A 17063-nucleotide genomic window follows, 5' to 3' on the forward strand; every position below is an offset into this window, starting at 1 on the left:
GCCCGTACTTGCGCGCGTGCCTAGCCCCGCTTGCACAGCAGGCCGCCGTCGACCGGCAGCAGCACCCCGGTCAGGTACCGGGCCTCGTCGGAGGCCAGGAATACGGCGGCGTTCGCAACGTCCCAGCCCGTTCCCATGCGCCGCATGGGCACCAGCGCCTCACGCTCGGCGCGGACCACCTCGCGCGACACGCCGCGTTCCTGCGCGCGCCGCTCGATGGCCATGGGCGTGTCGATCAGGCCCGGCAGGATGGCGTTGGCGCGCACGCCGTGCGCGGCGTTCTCCATGGCAAGGTGCTGCGTGAACGCGTTGACGGCCCCCTTGCTGGTCTTGTAGGTCACGGTCGGTCGCGCGGCCATCGAAGCCGTGGACGAGACGTTGATGATGCTGCCCGCACCTTGCGAGACCATCTGCGGCAGCACGTGCTTGCAGGTCATGAACATGCCTTTGAGGTTCATGGCCATGATCTCGTCCCACATGCCGGCGTCCATCTCGGTCGTGCGTCGGTCGCCCTTGGAACGGCCCACGTTGTTGTGCAGGATGTCGATTCGCCCGTAGCGCTCGATGCACGCGGCGGCAATGGCCCGGCAATCGTCCTCGCGTGTGATGTCGGCGCGCAGCACGCTGGCGCGCTGCCCGTACGCCGCAACCGCTTCGTGCGTCGCCTCGGCCAGTTCCTGCTGGATGTCGACCAGCAGCAGCGCTGCGCCTTCCTGTGCGAAGCGCTCCGCCACGGCGCGGCCATTGCCGACGGTGCCGCCGGGAAGTTGGCCCGCGCCCACGATGATGGCGACCTTGCCTTGCAGTCGTCCGTTGCCTGCATGTTGCATGGGGGTGTTCCTCAATCGATGGTGACCTTGCCGTCGACCACGACCTTTCGCCAGCGAGCCTCTTCGGCGCGCATCAGTCTGGTCATCTGCTCGGGCGTGCCGGCGGCCACGGTCAACCCCTCGTTCGCAAGCCGGTCCCTGTAGGCTGGTGTCTCGGCGGCCTTGCGCAATGCGGCGTTCAGGGTCGCGATCACGGCAGGCGGCGTGCCGGCCGGCGCGAACAGCGCGTACCAGACGTCGGCTTCGTACCCCGGCAGCGTCTCGGCAATGGTCGGCACGTCCTTGTAGGCCGCACTGCGCTTGGCGGACGTGATGCCGATCGGGAGCATCTTGCCGCCGGCCACCAGCTTGGCCACGCCGCCGGCCGTGCCGAACAGCAGGTCGACCTGGCCGCCGATCAGGTCGTTGTAGGCCGGGCCTGCGCCGCGATAAGGCACGTGCGCGATATCGACCCTTGCCATGTTCTTGAAGAGCTCGCCGGCCAGGTGCACGGCCGAGCCGTTGCCCGATGAGGCATAGGTCAGCTTGCCCGGCGCGGCCTTGGCCGCGGCGATCACGTCGGCCACGCTTTTGTACGGGCTTCCCGCGCGCGTGACCAGCACGTTGGGCCCGGTGCAGATCAGAGCGACCTCGGTGATGTCCTTCTGCGTGTCGTAGGGCAGCTTCTTGACCAGTGAATCGTTGATCGCGATGGCCGAGGTGGTCATCAGCAGCGTGTAGCCATCGGCTGGCGCCTTGGCCACGATGTCGGTGCCGATGACCGTACCGGCGCCCGGCTTGTTGTCGATGATCAGGGCCTGGCCGAGCGCGGCCTGCATGCCGACCAGCAGCGTGCGGCCCACCACGTCGGTACCCCCGCCCGGTGTGAACGGCACGATGATCCGGATGGTGCGCGAAGGGAATGGTTCGGCGGCCGAGACGCCGAGGCAGGCGAGCGTCAGCCCGGCAGGCGCCAGAGTGCCGGCGCGCAGCAGCTGGCGGCGCGAAGCTGAAAAGCGAGAGGGGTGCATGGTTGGGGCTCCTGCGGCTCAGAAATCGATGCGGATGCCCGCGTCCTTCACGGCCTTGCCGATCTTGACCAGGTCTTCGGAGATCAACTGCTTGAACTCCGCGGGCGTGGACCGCGCAGGCACGAACGACATCTCGGCGAACCTGGCTTTCAGCGACGGGGCCTGCACGGCCTTGCCGATCTCGGCGTTGAGCTTCTCCGTGATCGCGGCGGGCAGGTCGGCCGGGCCCCAGATGCCGTACCAGGAGAGCAGTTCGAACCCGGGCATGCCGCTCTCGGCCAGCGTGGGCACATCCGGCAGCGACGCGAGGCGCGCCTTGCTTGTCACGGCCAGAGGCCGCAACCGGCCGGCCTGCACGAACGACGTGACGCCCGGCATGGGCGAGATGGCGGCCGAGACATGGCCGCCGACCACGTCGGTCAGCTGCGGCACGGCGCCCTTGTACGGCACGATCTCCATCTGCAGGCCCAGTGCGCGGTTGACCATCTCCTCGCTCAGGTGGCTGGTCGTGCCCAAGCCGGACGTGGCCCAGGTGTACTTGCCGGGATTGGCCTTGGCCAACCGCACGAACTCGGCCATGTTCCTGGCCGGCACGGCGTTGTTGACCGCAACGATCAGCGGTACGAAGCCGATCTGGCCGATGGGCGTGAAGTCGCGCTCCGCGTCGTAGGTCTGCTTGGCCACCACCAGCGGCAGATACGCCTGGCTGGACGCGTTGAACAGCAAGGTGTAGCCGTCGGCCTTGGCTTTCTTCACGTTCAATGCGCCGAGCAGGCCGGAAGCGCCCGGCGTGTTCTCGATCACGATGGGCTGGCCGAGCTGGCGCTGCAGCTGGTCCGCGACCAGGCGCCCCACGTTGTCGATCGAGCCGCCCGGCGTGTACGGGATGACCATGCGGATCGGCTTGTGGGGGTAGTCCTGCGCGCTGGCGGCGGTGCCCGCGAACAGCGCAGTGCCCGCGAAGGCGACCGTCATGGCGGTGCGGTGGATGTGCTTGAACATGCTTGTCTCCTTTGGAAAATCGAGTGCCTGCCCGCCGGTTCTCCCGGCGGTGCGGCGTGCCGTGGCGATGGGGCCTGCGGGCCCGCGGTTCTATGCCGCGGCCCGGGCGAGATACACGCGGTGCGCGAACGCGCCGATGGCAAGCGACATGGCGCGCGGCTGCTCGGGTGCCATCGCATGGCCCGCGTCGCGAATCACCTGCACAGTCACGCGCGCTCCCAGGTAGGGCTGCATGACGTTCGGGACCACCACGGCGTCGTGCTCGGCCTGGAGGTCCAGGATGGGCACCTGCGTGCCTGCCGAGAAGTAGTCGTCCACCGGGGTGTTGATGCGTGCATGGCTTTGCGCCTTGTGCGTGGCCGCACTCCAGCCGTCGAGCCACACGCGCGCGTCGTGGCCCGGTGCGAAGAAGGCGCGCTGCAGGCAGTCGAGGCGCTGGTCCTCGGGCAGGTTCATGTCGCCCGCGCCGTCGATCGCCTCGCGCAGGCGGCTGTAGGGCTTCTCGGTCGATCCGGGCGGCAGCTTGCCGGCGGAGGCCGCCGCCATCACGACGCCGCACACCAGGTCGGGGCGGTCTGCCGCGAGCATGCGCGCGGGCTGGCTGCCCCAGGCATGGCCAACGACGACGACGGGCCCCGTCTTCTCGTGATCGAGCACGGCGGCCACGTCGGCCGCGAAGTCGTGCATGCTCAGCCCGTGCATGGGGCCTTCGCTGCGGCCCATGCCGCGCGGCTCGGGGCGGATCACGCGGAAGCCGTGGAGCTGCAGCAGCCCGGCGACCTCGTCGTAGTCCCTGCCGGAGCGCGCCAGCGAGGCAAGAATGCAGACCACAGGGCCCGAGCCCTGGTCGGCGTACTCGATCTGCACGTCGGCGTCTGCGAGCGGCGGGCGGTAGCGCACCAGGAGGCGTGATGCGGCGCTTGTCTCTGTCGTTGCTTGGGTCATGCCCGAAGTCTGGTGCTGCGTCCGCGCGGCGATAAGCAACAAGCGCCTATATCAGCTATGTCTTTTGCCTATCCGGCCTTGTTGTCGACGATCGCGGTGTAGCCGCTCTCGCGCAGGCCTTCGCCCACGGCGCGCGACCGTGTCTGCGGCACCGCCGGCCGCAAAACTCACGAGCACGCGCAGCGTCTTGTCCTGCGCAACGGAAACGCCGGGCACGCCGGCAAGGACGGATGCGCCGAGGCATGCCGGAATTCAACCTGCGCCGAGCGTTTCTGCGCCTTCTGTTCCAACCGGGAGCTCCAGCGTGAATGCCGCTCCGGTGCCTGGCCCGTCGCTGTGGGCCGTGAGGGTTCCGCCCATTTCATGCGCGGCGATCACGGCGCTGTGCAGGCCGAATCCGTGGCCGGTCTTTTTCGTGGTGAACCCGTGCACGAACACCTGGGGCAGGGTTTGCGTCGCAATGCCCACGCCGTTGTCCGCAACGCAGATGCGCAGCCGCTGGCCTGGCATCAGCTCCACCCGCAAGGTGAGCCTGGGCTCGCGGTCGGCCACGCCTTCCATGGCCTGTTCGGCGTTGCTGATCAGGTTCACCAGGATCTGCAGTATCCGCCCCTGGTCGAGCAGCAACTCGGGCACAGGCGCAATCTCCTTTTCCACCACCATCCGGCGCCGCGCCAACGCCTCTGCGTTGATGCGCAATGCATCGTCCACCAGTTTGCGGATCTGCACCTTCTCCAGGAGCCTGGACGCTCCGGCGTAGGCCTGCTGCGCGGCGATGATCTCCTTGATGTGTTCCACGTTCTTGCCCAGCGCCGCCAGTTCCTCGATGGCGTCGTTCTGCTCCGCCACCAGCGCGGAAGCCAATTGGCGCAAATAGCCGGGCAGCACCTTGCCCTTGGGGTCCGAAGCGAGGAACGCACCCAGATCGTCCGCGTGGTCTTCCATCAGCTGGACGGCCCGCGCCAGCCCCGGGACCTTGGAGGCGCGAACGCGCGAAAGAACGAGCGCCGCAGACACGTTCACGCTGTTGAGCACATTGCCGACGTTGTGCAGCACATTGGTGGCGATCCTGGCCATGCCGGCCAGGTGCGAGGCCTCGACCAACTGCTTGTGCACCTCGGCAATCTGGCGCTCGGCCTCCTTCAGATCGGAGATGTTCTTGGTGATGCCGAAGGTTCCGACAATCTGGCCTGCACGGTTTCGCAGAGGCATCTTTGTCGTCAAGGCCCAGGTGTCGGGCCGCCCGTCGATCCAGGTTTCTCTTTCGACCTTGCCGATCATCGGCAAACCCGTGCGGATGATTTCCTGCTCGTCCTCGAACGCCGGGCGCGCGTGGTCTTCGGAAAAGACGTCGAAATCCGACTTTCCCACCAGCCCTTCGGGCGTGGCCATTCCGAACTCCAGGGCCTGGGCCGTGCTGGTCTTGATGAAACGGGACTGCGCGTCCTTGAAGTAGATATGGTCCGGAGAGTTGTCCAGCAGCGCGCGGAGCAGCTCACGCTCGTTGGCCAGCATTTCGTCCTCCGGGTTGCGCTCGGGCACCTCGAGCAAGATCCCCTGGCTGCCGATGACCGTTCCATCGGGCCCCAGCACTGCGGACTCGATCACCTGCAGCGAACGCGCCTCGTCGGAGGCGATCTCTGCAGGCGTCCGGCCCAGAATCCGTTCTGCAGGCAGGTCCTTGAGTTGACAGAACCGGGCATTGACGAAGGTGAAGCGCCCCTCGGCGTCCTTGCGAAAAATTCCGACGGGCAACTGCTCGACGATCGGTGCCGTGTCCTCCAGGAGGTTTGCGCTTGCTGCGGAGGCGGGCTGGCTTTGCATGGCGATGTGCAGGTTCCCAAAAGTGCTTTATATCCCCTGCTGCGGGCAGGCACTGTTCGCCCGACGCACCCCCTCAAACCGCGGCAGCCCCCACAGGATGCGGAGACCGGTCGCAATACTCGATCAGGAGTTCGGTGAGGACCCGTATCTTCCGTGCGGGATGCTGGCCCGGCGGCCGGACGACATATGCACCTGCCGGGGGTGGTGGATGACGTGTCATGACCGGCACGAGTGCCCCGGAGGCCACATGTTCATGGGTGAGCCAATCGGGCAGGTAGGCGATCCCGAGTCCTGCCGTCGCAGCGGCGACTAAAGCTGTGCCGTTGTCGGCCTTGAAGCGCCCCTGCGGACGAACCGTGATGATCTTGTCGCCATCCGTGAGTTGCCAGGCTTCGGTTCCCTGCATGAGGGCCTGATGGCCGGCAAGCTCCTCCGGTGTCTCGGGCGACCCATGCGCCTTGACATAGTCCGGACTCGCGACGAGCTTCCCATGGACCGGGCCGATGCGCCTTGCGATCAAGTTGGAGTCCTGGAGGTAGCCAACCCGTATCGCACAGTCGTAACCCTCCGCGATGAGATCGACGAAGCGATCGCTGTAGCAGGTCTGGATGTGAAGCCCGGGGTGGCGCCGTGCCATTTCCGCGAGCATGGGAGCGAAGTGAGTCGGGCCCAAGGAAAACGGCGCAGCAACGCGCAAGCGGCCGCGAAGGTCACCGGCGGGCAGGATCGTTTCCCTGGCCACCTCGATCTCGGCGCAAACCCTGGCTGCATGGTCCCGGAACGTGGCCCCGGCTTCGGTGAGCGCAGCCCCTCGGGTGGACCGCGCAAGCAGCTGGACACCGAGCTCCGCTTCAAGCCGGAAGAGGCGACGGCTGACGATCGACTTGGACACGCCGAGCCGCAGCGCAGCAGACGAAACCCCTCCGGCATCGGCAACTTCCACGAATGTCTGCAGCTCTTCGATGTCCAATTTGGTGTTCCCCATTCCGCGACACAGCTCGCCGCGAAATGGTACTACCGGATCAAAAGGAGGAACAACACAATCCTGCTTCGGGGCAACGTCCCGTTCACAACCGAAACAAAGGATCCATCAATGACTTTTCGCAACGGCCTGGCTTCGCTTCTTCGTCCCGAAGATTCGGTACTCGTTCTTATCGACCACCAGCCCTACCAGCTTGCCAATCTGAACAGCCACGACCCGCAGGCCGTGGTGAACAACACGACCGCCCTGGCGAAGCTGGCAAAAACCTTCAATGTTCCGACCATTCTCACCAGCGTGATCGCGGCGCGCGGTGGACTTCTCTTCAAGCAGATCACCGACGTATTTCCGGACCAGGAAGTCATCGATCGCACCTGGGTGAACACCTGGCAGGACGAGAATGTGGTGAGCGTCGTCAAGGCGACTGGCCGCAAGCAGCTGATCATCGCCGGCCTGTGGACCGAGGTCTGCGTTGCAATGCCTGTCATCCAGGCCGCCGGCGAAGGCTGGGACGTGACCGTGATCACCGACGCGTCGGGCGGGATTTCGAAGGAGTCTCACGAAGTTGCCATCCAGCGAATGATCGCGGCCGGCGCGAACGTGATGACTGTGATGGCGCTCGCTGGCGAATGGCAACGCGATTGGGCGCGCACCGAGCACGTCGAGGAGCTGACCGAGATTCTCATCCAGCACTTCGCCGGCAGCGGCATCGCGTATCTCTGGGAGCAGCAGCTGCTCAACACGCCTGTGCCTCGCAACGCAGGATGATCTGAGGGGGCGCTCGCGACCCCCCATCGCCCCTCAGTAAATCACCGTCACCCTCATCGAATTGCTCCCGTCGCCATCTGCAGCAGCAGCACCGGCCGTTCGTGGCGCGGTGCGGGCCGTGATGGCGGCCATGGCGCCGATGGCACTGCGCCAGGTGGGGTCGAGGGTGTCGAGGCCGTCGGCGGTGGTGCCGGCCACGGTGAAGGCGGTTTCACCGATCTTGTCGAACCGGTACTCGCGGCCCTTGATGAGCACCGACTTCATGTTGGTCCAGACGCGGTATTCATGTCCGCCATTCACCGGCGTGACCTGGAGCACCTTGAAGGTCGGAAGAACGATCATCGTCACGTTGAACCTGGCCGTGGAGCTGCCCATGCCATGCATCGGCTCCGCAGAGCCGAGCCGCAGCGGCAACAGCAGCAGCATGCCGACGGCGGCCGCCGCGCGTGCCGCACGCGATGGAAGCAGCAGGCCGGCAGAACCTGCACGGGACATGTTTCCGGACATGGGACCTCCTCTCGTCGCAACCTCGGTGGAGGGCATCGCATCGATGCCCCAACCTGGGTTATCGGCAGAGTAGCCGGAAAATTAAGGCCGCCCGCGCTTTTTTTGGCGGCGTCCGCCCGCTGGCCCTGGCGGGTCAGTAGGTCACGGTGACCGTCACGGTGTCCAGGTAGCTGTCCGGCCGCACGTTCACGCTGCTGCCAAGGACCCGGCCATACACGGTCAGCGCCTGGGCCGTGCCGTTGCCGGTGGCCGTGACGGTATTGGTGTCCACGACGTTGCCCCACGGGAGCGAGCGGTTGGCATCGCGGTAGAGCCGGTAGGGCACCGTGTCGGTGTTGCCCGGCACGCCCCCCGTCGGCGCCAACACCCCGGCACCGATCGTCGAGCCATTGGATGGCGACAGCCCGACCTTGTAGACGGTCGACGCCGCGCAGGTGACGTTGATCGTGCTCGTCTGGTCTCTGTTGCCCATGCCCGGCAGGCCGTCGATGCCGCCGAAGTTCAGCGGATCGGCCGTGACCAGGCAGCTCTTGGCGACGGTCGCGTTGACCACGAAGGGAAAGTTGCCCGACGACGAGCCGTTGCACGTCGATGGCGCGGTGGAGCCCTGGTTCGACGACAGCGTGATCGAGGTGTGAATGCCGCCGAAGTTGTCCGTGTACTGACCCGGAGGTGCCGTGCCTTGCAGGGCAAGCAGTTCCCCGCGCATGGTGGTGGTTCTCGTTATGCTGGATCGGCGAGCAATGCTCATCGTGTCGGTGAAGGGATTCGGCACCGCCGCGTTGCCGTTCGAACCCCAGACCGTGCCGCTCGTCCCCTGGAAGAGCCGGAACTTCAAGGTGTTGTTGCCTGTGGTGAGCTTCATGAGCCGCGGGTCGAAGCTCCCAAGGCTCTGGTCGCCGTCGCCAATGTTGAAGCAGACCCTGAGGGACTCGGTGCTGTTGCCGGTGTTGTTGCAGGTGTAGGTCAGCGTGGCGTTCACGGATGGCGGCGTGCTCCCGTCGACCAGTTCCACCGTGCCGAAATTCAGGGCCGTCATTGTCGCGTTGCAACTGACCGCCGCCTGCGCGCTTCCCACCGGCAGCCACCACAGCAGCGCGCAAAACAGCGGCAGGCGCAGCGCCTGCAAGGTGCGGCTCAAAGAAAAGCTCATGGCGTCTTCCCCTCCCTGATGCAGCGCAGCGGCCCGATCTGCGGAATCCCCGCGCCGTCCTTGCGATAGTCGAAGCTGGCCCGGCAGCGGCCGCCGGGCGTCTGCACCTCGAGCGTGTTGCGCGCCTCCAGCGACTCCAGGTACACGGCGCCGTCAAAGCCCACCAGCGCCGGCTCGCCGGTGCCGCCGTTCACGCGCACCCGGCTGCCCAGCGGCAGCGGCTTGCCCGATTCGTCCACCAGCAGCAGCGCCGCCGCATTGATCGGCGTGATGCCAAAGCGCACCATCGTGCCGGCGCGGTCGCTGGGGGTGGCCACCGTCTTCACGCGCTCGATCCGCACGTCGGCTGGCAGCTGCATCGGGTCGATCGACAGCTGGTTGTTCTGGTAGGCGCGCAGCGGCGCCACCAGCAGCATGCCGTTGCCGTCCGTGGTGCCGATGTCCCGGTTCTCCAGCCTCACCGGCACGCCGGCGATGCCATCGGTGGAAACCACCGCAAAGGCATCGTCGATGCGCCGGGCCGCAAACGGCTGGCCGCCCATGAACGCGACCGAACCCGTGGCGCCGGCGTAGGCGTAGCGGCTGTCGCCGATCATGCTGATGCCGGCCATCGCGCGGCCGTAGCGGCCCAGGTAGTCGAGCTCGGCCTGTCCGCCGTTCTGGCCGCCGCCCTGACGCAGGCCGGCGCGCCAGCCGATGCCGCCTTCGCTCGGCGTCGAGCTCTGCGCGTCGGCCGAGAAGGTGGTGCGGTCGCCATCGCGCTGGGCCCCGGTGCTGGCGGTGACCTTGCCGTCCAGCGCCCAGGTGAAGCCCACGAAAAGGCTGCGCTCCCGCCGGTTGTCCAGGTTCTGGTTGAGGCTCACGTTCACCGAGGCGCTGCGTCCCAGCGCCTTGAACCAGTAGGCGCTGATCAGGCGCGTTGCCTCTTGCGCCGGATAGCGCAGGTAAAGGTAGCTCAGGCCAAAGCTGCCGAAGCCGCCGGTGGTGTAGCCGATCGATGCGCGGCCCGAGCCGCGTGGCGGCGCGCTGCCGTACAGCGAGGCCACGTCGCGGTAGTCGCCGCGCGTGCGGGTGCCTTCGACCGTGAAATTGAACCGGTTGTCGCGCCAGCTGTACCCCAGGTTGACCAACGAGCCCCGCTCGGCGCCATAGCTGCTCTGCGCCATGGCGCCCGTCAGCACGCCGCTCTGGCTGAGCAGCAAGGCACCGCCAACGCCGCCCTTGACCAGCCCCTTGGTGGCCTCTCCGTGCGCTTCCAGCGTGAAGCTGTTGCTCACGCCGTAGCGCCAGGTGCCGGTGGCGGCGGGTTCGTTGCCGTAGTCGAACGAGCGCAGGCCGTAGCTCTTGCGCACCATGCCCAGGTCCACCGACCAGTCCGACAGGCCCGCCTCCAGCAGCCGCTGCGTGTCGTACAGCGAAAAATCGAGCGTCGTCGCGCGCCCGAAGGCATCGGTCAGCACCACCTGCGCATTGCCCGCGCCATTGATGCTTGGCACCGTCTTCAGCTGGAACGGCCCCGCCGGCACCTGGCCCGTGTACTGGCGCAAGCCGTTGATGTACAGCTCCACCTGCGAAGGCAGCGTGGCCGACCCCATGAAGGCCGGCAGCGGGGTGGTCGTGCGATAGGGCTGCAGCGCAAAATTGCGCGAAAGCTGGATGCCGCCGATTCGCGTGGAGCGCGACCATGGCAGCGAGGCCGTGGTGGTGTCGCCCACGCGAAGGGTCAGCATGTCGTCAGGAAACGACTTGCTCCAGGTGGTGTCGAGCCGGACCGAGTCGTGCTGCCAGCCCTCGCCATCGGTGCGGGTCGCGCGCGACATCAGCGTGTTGGTGAGCACCGAGCTCCCGCTGAACGCACGCAGTTCGGTGAGCGCATTGAGGCTCGACGAATTGCCGCGCCCCTGCGTGCCATACAGGTCGTAATTGAGCAGCAAGCCGGGCGAAGCGCTGGCCTTTGGCACGATGGTTGTCGACGTGTCGACCACCGTCGTGGGCAGGCGCAGCACATCGGCCGAGGCATGGATGGCGACGCTCTGCACCGCCGCGTCGTACTTCACCTGTACCCCCGGAAGGCTCTTGAGCCGCACCGGATCCGACACGCCCGCCGGCAGCACAAAGCCCAGCTGCCGCAGCGTGGCCGCGCTGGCCCACAGCTCTTGCCCGCGCAGGCCAAAGTGCACCAGGCCCCGCGGATTGCCGTTGAGGCTCAATTCAAGATAGAGGTCGCTGCCGCTGGGGCCGGCGAGATCGCCTTCCGTGGACGCGGCCACCAGTGCGCTTGCGCCGGCTGCAGCATTCTCCGCCTGAGCGGCGAAAGACATCAGACCGGAAAGAAGCAGCAGTGGCAGCAGGCGCTCAGCGGGCGCGTGGGAGCGGCGGGATGTTTTCCTGCGTCGCGTTGCCATTGATCTTCGTTTCCAGGGTGCCGCCGAGGGCAAAGGCCTCCGCGGAAGTCTTCAGTGGCCAGCGCATGCGCGCGCCCGGCAACACGTAGCCCATCAGGCCGGCATGCACCGGCGTGCGGCGGCCGACCGTGTCGACAAATTCCAGATCGGCCAGCTGCGCATGCATGCCGCCGTTGTTCGCCACCTCGAGCAGCGCCTTGCCGTCTTCCCGGCGCAGCGACCATGCGAGCTGGGGCGCAGGCGACTGTGCGCCCGCGGCAGCGATGAAGATCGGCACCGAATAGCGCAGCACCAGCTGCAGGCCCTTCTTCTCCTTCACCTCCACCGGCAGCTCGTCGATGATCACCCGGTACGAGCCTTCGACAGTGCCGGCAGGAACGCCCGAGCGAATCACGCGAATCAGCTGCCGGTCGGAGGCGGCCAGCTGCACCATCGGCGGACTGACGAGCAGTTCGCGCGAGGGCGTCAGCTTTTCGGTGCCGTTCTCCTGCGTCCACTGATAGACCCGCACCTGCGCGTGCACCACGGTGTCGCCGGTGTTGCTGAGCCAAAGGCCTTCCGCGTTCTGCGTGGCCTGCAGCGTCAGCGTGACCGGAGACACCTGCAATCCACTTGCCGATGCGAGCGCATGCGCGAAGGCAAGCGCGAGGACAGCGGTATAGCGAAGCAGATGGTGCATGGGCAATCGATCGATCAGTAGTTGACCTGGACCGTCACCGTGTCGGCGTAGGCGCCAGGCGTCACGTTGGCGTCGGCAACCGTGGCAAACACCGGAATCGTCTGCGCCACGCCAGTGCCCGTGCCGGCCACGCCGTTGCCCACGTCGGTGGCCGTGGCGGTGCTGCCCCAGACCGGGCCGGTAGCGCTCACCGAACGCAGCTGGTAGGCGACCCTGTCCGTACCGCTGGCGGGGCTCATCTCACCGGCGCCCGTGGTGTCGCTGTTCGAGGGCAGCAGGCCCACGTTGTAGGGCGTCGTCTTGGAGCAGGTCACGCTGATGTTGCTGCTGGCGGACAGGCTGGTGGCGGAGGAGTCGACCGCGCCGAAATCGATGTTGGATGCGGTACCCGCGACAACCGAACAGGCCTTGTTGACAGTGATCAGAACCTGGAACGTGGCAGTGGCCGGGCTCGTTGCTGCCAGGACAGCGCTGGTGGCGGTAACGGCAAGGATCGCTGCAGCGATGAGGGAGATTTTTTTCATGATGAATGCCAACTGGGTAGAGGAAAGATTTTGGAAAGACGGGGGTTGAAGAACGCCGAGCTCGCTCCGGCTAAGTAACAAAATAGTTCTCAACTATCAATTATTGATACTTTAGTTTCCAAAAGTCAACCGGCGCGCTTCAAGCCGTCGCGCTGTGGTTGCACGCTTGGGTACTTGCTCGTGGGTAACCCATCCGCCAGGCACGGGCTGAGAAATGGCTGGAAGGCGGGCCCTACAGAGGGGCCGAGGGCACCGGGACCTGCCGGATTCCTTCTGGCTGCGAGACCTCGCATGGAGGCGGGCGTCCAGAAGCAATCAACAACAAGGAACGGCAGTCCGTTGGGACTGCCGGCGCTCGTTATGCTGGATCAGCGGTCGCTTCTGACTTACAAAATGTATCGTGAAGTACTGGCTGTCACAGACCGCTGATTGCATTTTTAAAGCGGTTTTGCCAACTCCATCACGGATTTCCGTAGGGAAAAAGGCCTCAAGGCGTTTAAACGCACCGTCACGAGGACCGTCCCGCAGTGACGCGTGGCAACAACGGTCGCTTGCCCAAGCTCCGTGAGGCAGGGCTGCCGGCGTCAGTCGTCAGACCGCGAAACCTGGAGCAGACACATGACCAGGACACCCAGGAAGGCGCCAGCTACGAAGATTCCGATGTCAATTGCGAAGGTGTACATGGGGGTAAACAACAAATGCCCTCCCGAAAGGCTCTTTTTGGAGCATTGGATATGTCGCACCTGACCATCTGCTGATCGCTGATGTCCATCCCCTGGGTATTACAAAAAAATGGGCCGCCTCCCCAATACGAGTGATGACAAGCTGCTCGCTTCTTCCCTCAACCTCGCGCAACTGTTTCCAAAATATCTATGTGTCCTGACAAGGACATCCATCACATTTCCTGGAGAAGATGGGTTGCAAAAGGTAAAACACGTTAGATACCTCTGAAAAAGTGATCCGCGTCACTAGTTGAATACAAACGTTTAGCAACAAAAGATAAAATATCGGTACGAGATAGGGTATTCAGCAACAGGCTGCGACCTCGAAAGGGTCGGCTGGCTGGGCTGAAGCAAACAAACGAGGGGGTCAGTTTTGAGACGAGAAGTAAACGCGGCGGCATGGGCCGCCGCTGTGGTGTTGGGTGCCGTGCTTCAGGGCTGCACCGTCGTGCCGGGCATGGGTACTGTGGAGCCGTACCAGGTCGCTGAAGACCTGCCGCCCAAGTTCCAGTACCTGCCCGACGCAGCACCCGAGGACCGGATCACCCCCATCACGCCAGCCCTTGTGCGCACCCTGGCCAAGGCCGGGCCCAAGAACGTGCCGCCGGAAGTGCGGGCGCTGTTCGGCAAGCCGCAGCGCTACACCATCGGCCCCGGAGACGTGGTCGGCGTCATCGTGTATGACCACCCCGAGCTGCTGCCCAATGCCGGCGCAGTCATCTCGCAGCAGGCCGACCCCACCGGTGTGAGCGTGGCACCGGGCTTCATCGTCGATTCGTCGGGCGAAATCGCCTTTCCGTATGTTGGTCGCGTCAGGGTTGCGGGCCTCACCGAGGCCGAGGCGGGCGACCTGATCTCCAAGCTCATCGTCACCCAGGTGCGCGAGCCCGAAGTAACGGTGCGCATCCAGTCCTTCCGCAGCCGCCGTGCCTATATAGAAGGCGAAGTGCGCGTGCCGGGCTCGCAGATCTTCACCGACGTGCCCATGACGCTGACCGAGGCCATCAACCGGGCCGGCGGCATTACCGCCAACGGCAACCGTGCGGCCGTGACCCTGGTGCGCGACGGCAAATCCATCGACATCGACCTCACGCGCCTGCGCGAAGCCGGCCGCGACGGCAACGACATTCCCCTGAGGAACGGCGACACCATCCGCATCGGCCACCGCGAAGACGCCAAGGTGTACGTGATGGGCGAAATCCTCCGCCCATCGGCACTGACAGTGCGCAGCAACGGCCGCCTCAACCTGAACGAAGCGCTCGGCGACGCAGGCGGCCCGGTGCTTACCACCTCCAACCCCGGCCAGATCTACGTGATTCGCCAGGGTGCCACCGGCTTGCCCGCAATCTTCCACCTGGACGCCAAGAACCCAGCCGCAATGGTGCTGGCCAGGCAGTTCAGCCTGGAGCCGCAAGACGTGGTCTATATCGACCCGGTGCCGCTCGTGAAGTGGAACCGTGTGGTCAGCTTGATTCTGCCTTCGGCTCAGGTAGTGAATTTGGGCAGTGAAGTGGGAGATCGATTCCGATAGGTACCGATCTATAGCGTGACCGGCCACGCTTTAACCCACCCGCAGCCGGCGCAACTTTTCTCATTCTCTTGATCGTGAAATTCGCAGCGATTGGCAGCGAGGAGGATTTGTGCGCCCAAAAAAACCGTCTCAAGGCAATTTTGATTTCGATGTTCGTCATCAGAAATTGATCGTGGTCTTGGTCTCACATCAGAAAACGCTCGCAGCGACTTCGGCGACGGCGTAGTTCGTAATTTACATATACGGGGTCAATGTATGAGCGAGAACGAAGAAACTGTAAATGGGTATGCAGCCAATTTTGTTGATCCGGGTCTCAGGCCGAAGAGGCGGCACTCGACGCATCCTGCTTGGGAAAAGGTAATCAAGCGAACGATAGACATTGTGGCCGCTGTGATATTTATCGTCATCCATAGCTGGCTTTACTTGATTCTATGGCTGGGCGTTCGTTATACAACGGGTTCTCCAGCCATCTACAGCCACCGTCGCGTCGGTCGCGGAGGCAAGGAATTTAACTGCCTTAAATTCCGATCTATGTTGGTAAATTCTGCCGAGATTTTAGATCGACATCTAGAAGAAAACCCCGAAGCCAAGGCCGAGTGGGAGCGCGATTTCAAGTTGAGAGATGATCCCCGTATTACCAAATTCGGACGCATTATTCGCAAGACCAGCTTGGACGAACTCCCGCAATTCTGGAACGTACTTCGTGGCGAAATGAGCCTCGTTGGTCCTCGTCCGGTGATTGCCAAAGAGTTGGAGCAGTATTACGGCGGCGCTGCAATATTTTACTCAAGCGTTAAACCGGGGATTACTGGTCCCTGGCAAGTAGGCGGACGGAACGATCTTGGCTACGACGAACGGGTAAGACTGGATGTTGGCTATGCGCGCAATTGGTCGCTGGCAGGGGATTTGCTGATCATCGCGAAAACATTTGCTGTGGTAATCACAAGACGCGGTTCCTATTAAGCTGGCACTGCTCTTGAATTGTTCCGTCTATATTGTTAACGAGAATCGAATGAATATCTTGATTTCAGGCGGTGCCGGCTTTATCGGCAGCGCATTGGCGATCGCCTTGGTTAGCAGAGGCGATCAGGTCACCGTACTCGACAACCTTTCGCCTCAAATTCACGGTGAAGATCCGCAGTCATCTGCCTTGGTACGGCGTCTGCCTTCCTCGGTGCGCTTGATTCAGGGAGACGTTCGAAGTCGCGAAGACTGGGCGAATGCTTTGTCTGGTCAAAACGTCGTCATACACCTGGCAGCGGAAACCGGCACAGGGCAATCGATGTACGAGATCGATCGCTACGTGGATGTCAACATTCGCGGCACGTCGCTGCTACTCGACATCCTCGCCAAGAAAGAAGCCGGTAGTGAAACCGTCCGGCGGCTCGTCGTGGCTTCCTCCCGCGCGATCTATGGCGAGGGAAAGTACAAAGGCCGCAACAGCTACGTCTATCCCGGCGCACGCGATCCGGGCGATCTGAGCAATGGCATCTTTGACTGCCGGGATCCGGAAAGCGGCGACATCGCAGTAGCCGTTCCTACCGACGAAGATTCGAAGATCCATCCCAGTTCCATCTACGGCATCACCAAGCAGGTGCAAGAACAATTGATACTCACTGGTGGTGCCAGTCTCGGTATCCCCAGTGTGGCACTGCGCTATCAGAACGTGTATGGGCCAGGCCAGTCTCTGAAGAATCCGTATACCGGCATCCTCTCGATCTTCTCGACTCTGCTCCTTCAGGGCAAAGACATCAATATTTTCGAGGATGGCAAGGAAACCCGCGACTTCGTCTACATCGACGACGTGGTCAGCGCCACTCTTGCCGCCATCGATGCCGATGTGAGCGGCGCCGCCTACAACGTTGGCACCGGCCAGGCCACCGACGTGTTGAGCGTCGCGCAGGCGCTGAGAGCCAACTACGGCAGCGACGGCGAAATCAAAGTTACCGGCAACTTTCGCGTGGGCGACATCCGCCACAACTTTGCCGATCTGACTCGGGCTAAGTCCGACCTTGGCTTCGTGCCAGCAGTGGACTTTGCCCATGGTGTGAAGGCGTTTGCTGACTGGGTGCAAACCCAGGAAGTCAGCGATTCAGGCTACGAGCGATCCGTCAGCGAGATGCGTAGCAAGGGGCTGCTGAAGTGAGTTTCCATCCAACAACGAGCGATCTCGTGTCGGAGAAG

At 64.1% G+C, this 17063-nt stretch carries 16 protein-coding genes; 4 read left to right on the top strand and 12 right to left on the bottom strand.

Going from position 1 to position 17063, the window contains the following annotated elements; genetic code table 11:
- Window positions 1-20: 20 nt before the first annotated feature.
- From VAPA_RS10110 to VAPA_RS10135, 6 genes are all read right to left on the bottom strand, one after another.
- On the bottom strand, window positions 21-830 hold the full coding sequence (locus VAPA_RS10110) for an SDR family NAD(P)-dependent oxidoreductase (RefSeq protein WP_021006663.1): 810 nt from the start codon (window positions 828-830) through the stop codon (window positions 21-23).
- A gap of 11 nt (window positions 831-841) precedes the next feature.
- Window positions 842-1840 carry a tripartite tricarboxylate transporter substrate binding protein gene (locus tag VAPA_RS10115; RefSeq protein ID WP_021006664.1) on the bottom strand — a complete coding sequence of 333 codons (999 nt, stop codon included), beginning with the start codon at window positions 1838-1840 and terminating at the stop codon, window positions 842-844.
- An 18-nt stretch (window positions 1841-1858) separates the two neighbouring features.
- Window positions 1859-2842: a Bug family tripartite tricarboxylate transporter substrate binding protein gene (locus VAPA_RS10120; RefSeq protein WP_021006665.1), complete on the bottom strand. Its 984-nt coding sequence runs from the start codon at window positions 2840-2842 to the stop codon at window positions 1859-1861.
- 90 nt (window positions 2843-2932) lie between these two features.
- Entirely contained in the window at window positions 2933-3787 is an 855-nt protein-coding gene (locus VAPA_RS10125; RefSeq protein ID WP_021006666.1) for an alpha/beta fold hydrolase, read from the bottom strand.
- 252 nt (window positions 3788-4039) lie between these two features.
- A complete protein-coding gene (locus VAPA_RS10130) occupies window positions 4040-5611 on the bottom strand; it encodes a PAS domain-containing protein (RefSeq protein ID WP_021006667.1) in 1572 nt (523 codons plus the stop codon).
- A 73-nt stretch (window positions 5612-5684) separates the two neighbouring features.
- On the bottom strand, window positions 5685-6581 hold the full coding sequence (locus VAPA_RS10135) for a LysR family transcriptional regulator (RefSeq protein WP_041946403.1): 897 nt from the start codon (window positions 6579-6581) through the stop codon (window positions 5685-5687).
- A gap of 123 nt (window positions 6582-6704) precedes the next feature.
- Between VAPA_RS10135 and VAPA_RS10140 the strand changes: the two genes are divergently transcribed.
- Entirely contained in the window at window positions 6705-7358 is a 654-nt protein-coding gene (locus VAPA_RS10140; RefSeq protein ID WP_021006669.1) for a hydrolase, read from the top strand.
- 33 nt (window positions 7359-7391) lie between these two features.
- Here the strand turns inward: VAPA_RS10140 and VAPA_RS10145 are convergent, their stop codons facing one another.
- From VAPA_RS10145 to VAPA_RS35595, 6 genes are all read right to left on the bottom strand, one after another.
- A complete protein-coding gene (locus tag VAPA_RS10145; RefSeq protein ID WP_021006670.1) occupies window positions 7392-7865 on the bottom strand; it encodes a hypothetical protein in 474 nt (157 codons plus the stop codon).
- A gap of 133 nt (window positions 7866-7998) precedes the next feature.
- Window positions 7999-9018, bottom strand: a complete 1020-nt coding sequence (locus tag VAPA_RS10150; RefSeq protein ID WP_021006671.1) for a Csu type fimbrial protein — start codon at window positions 9016-9018, stop codon at window positions 7999-8001.
- Window positions 9015-11339 (bottom strand): fimbria/pilus outer membrane usher protein, encoded by a 2325-nt coding sequence (locus VAPA_RS10155; RefSeq protein WP_021006672.1) that lies wholly within the window; start codon window positions 11337-11339, stop codon window positions 9015-9017. Before VAPA_RS10155 ends, VAPA_RS10150 begins: the two co-directional genes overlap by 4 nt.
- Before the next feature lie 34 nt (window positions 11340-11373).
- Window positions 11374-12102, bottom strand: coding sequence for a fimbrial biogenesis chaperone (locus VAPA_RS10160; protein ID WP_021006673.1), 729 nt, complete (start codon window positions 12100-12102; stop codon window positions 11374-11376).
- A 14-nt stretch (window positions 12103-12116) separates the two neighbouring features.
- Window positions 12117-12626, bottom strand: a complete 510-nt coding sequence (locus tag VAPA_RS10165) for a Csu type fimbrial protein (protein WP_021006674.1) — start codon at window positions 12624-12626, stop codon at window positions 12117-12119.
- Window positions 12627-13210: 584 nt separating this feature from the next.
- Window positions 13211-13309, bottom strand: coding sequence for a DUF3789 domain-containing protein (locus VAPA_RS35595; RefSeq protein ID WP_021006675.1), 99 nt, complete (start codon window positions 13307-13309; stop codon window positions 13211-13213).
- Between the two features lie 412 nt (window positions 13310-13721).
- On the opposite strand from VAPA_RS35595, the gene VAPA_RS10170 reads away from it, so the two are divergent.
- The 3 genes from VAPA_RS10170 (at window position 13722) to VAPA_RS10175 (ending at window position 17025) form a co-directional block, all read left to right on the top strand.
- Window positions 13722-14879: a polysaccharide biosynthesis/export family protein gene (locus VAPA_RS10170; RefSeq protein ID WP_021006676.1), complete on the top strand. Its 1158-nt coding sequence runs from the start codon at window positions 13722-13724 to the stop codon at window positions 14877-14879.
- 255 nt (window positions 14880-15134) lie between these two features.
- A complete protein-coding gene (locus VAPA_RS33845; RefSeq protein WP_021006677.1) occupies window positions 15135-15842 on the top strand; it encodes a sugar transferase in 708 nt (235 codons plus the stop codon).
- 49 nt (window positions 15843-15891) lie between these two features.
- Window positions 15892-17025 (top strand): NAD-dependent epimerase/dehydratase family protein, encoded by a 1134-nt coding sequence (locus tag VAPA_RS10175; RefSeq protein WP_021006678.1) that lies wholly within the window; start codon window positions 15892-15894, stop codon window positions 17023-17025.
- Window positions 17026-17063: the final 38 nt, after the last annotated feature.

It is taken from the genome of Variovorax paradoxus B4, from assembly GCF_000463015.1.
Lineage (GTDB): Bacteria > Pseudomonadota > Gammaproteobacteria > Burkholderiales > Burkholderiaceae_C > Variovorax > Variovorax paradoxus_E.

Coding starts and splice junctions, on each gene's coding strand:
- VAPA_RS10110 (WP_021006663.1), bottom strand. CDS start 830: ATGCAACATGCAGGCAACGGACGACTGCAAGGCAAGGTCGCCATCATC.
- VAPA_RS35595 (WP_021006675.1), bottom strand. CDS start 13,309: ATGTACACCTTCGCAATTGACATCGGAATCTTCGTAGCTGGCGCCTTC.
- VAPA_RS33845 (WP_021006677.1), top strand. CDS start 15,135: ATGAGCGAGAACGAAGAAACTGTAAATGGGTATGCAGCCAATTTTGTT.
- VAPA_RS10120 (WP_021006665.1), bottom strand. CDS start 2,842: ATGTTCAAGCACATCCACCGCACCGCCATGACGGTCGCCTTCGCGGGC.
- VAPA_RS10115 (WP_021006664.1), bottom strand. CDS start 1,840: ATGCACCCCTCTCGCTTTTCAGCTTCGCGCCGCCAGCTGCTGCGCGCC.
- VAPA_RS10130 (WP_021006667.1), bottom strand. CDS start 5,611: ATGCAAAGCCAGCCCGCCTCCGCAGCAAGCGCAAACCTCCTGGAGGAC.
- VAPA_RS10140 (WP_021006669.1), top strand. CDS start 6,705: ATGACTTTTCGCAACGGCCTGGCTTCGCTTCTTCGTCCCGAAGATTCG.
- VAPA_RS10160 (WP_021006673.1), bottom strand. CDS start 12,102: ATGCACCATCTGCTTCGCTATACCGCTGTCCTCGCGCTTGCCTTCGCG.
- VAPA_RS10125 (WP_021006666.1), bottom strand. CDS start 3,787: ATGACCCAAGCAACGACAGAGACAAGCGCCGCATCACGCCTCCTGGTG.
- VAPA_RS10145 (WP_021006670.1), bottom strand. CDS start 7,865: ATGTCCGGAAACATGTCCCGTGCAGGTTCTGCCGGCCTGCTGCTTCCA.
- VAPA_RS10175 (WP_021006678.1), top strand. CDS start 15,892: ATGAATATCTTGATTTCAGGCGGTGCCGGCTTTATCGGCAGCGCATTG.
- VAPA_RS10150 (WP_021006671.1), bottom strand. CDS start 9,018: ATGAGCTTTTCTTTGAGCCGCACCTTGCAGGCGCTGCGCCTGCCGCTG.
- VAPA_RS10155 (WP_021006672.1), bottom strand. CDS start 11,339: ATGTCTTTCGCCGCTCAGGCGGAGAATGCTGCAGCCGGCGCAAGCGCA.
- VAPA_RS10165 (WP_021006674.1), bottom strand. CDS start 12,626: ATGAAAAAAATCTCCCTCATCGCTGCAGCGATCCTTGCCGTTACCGCC.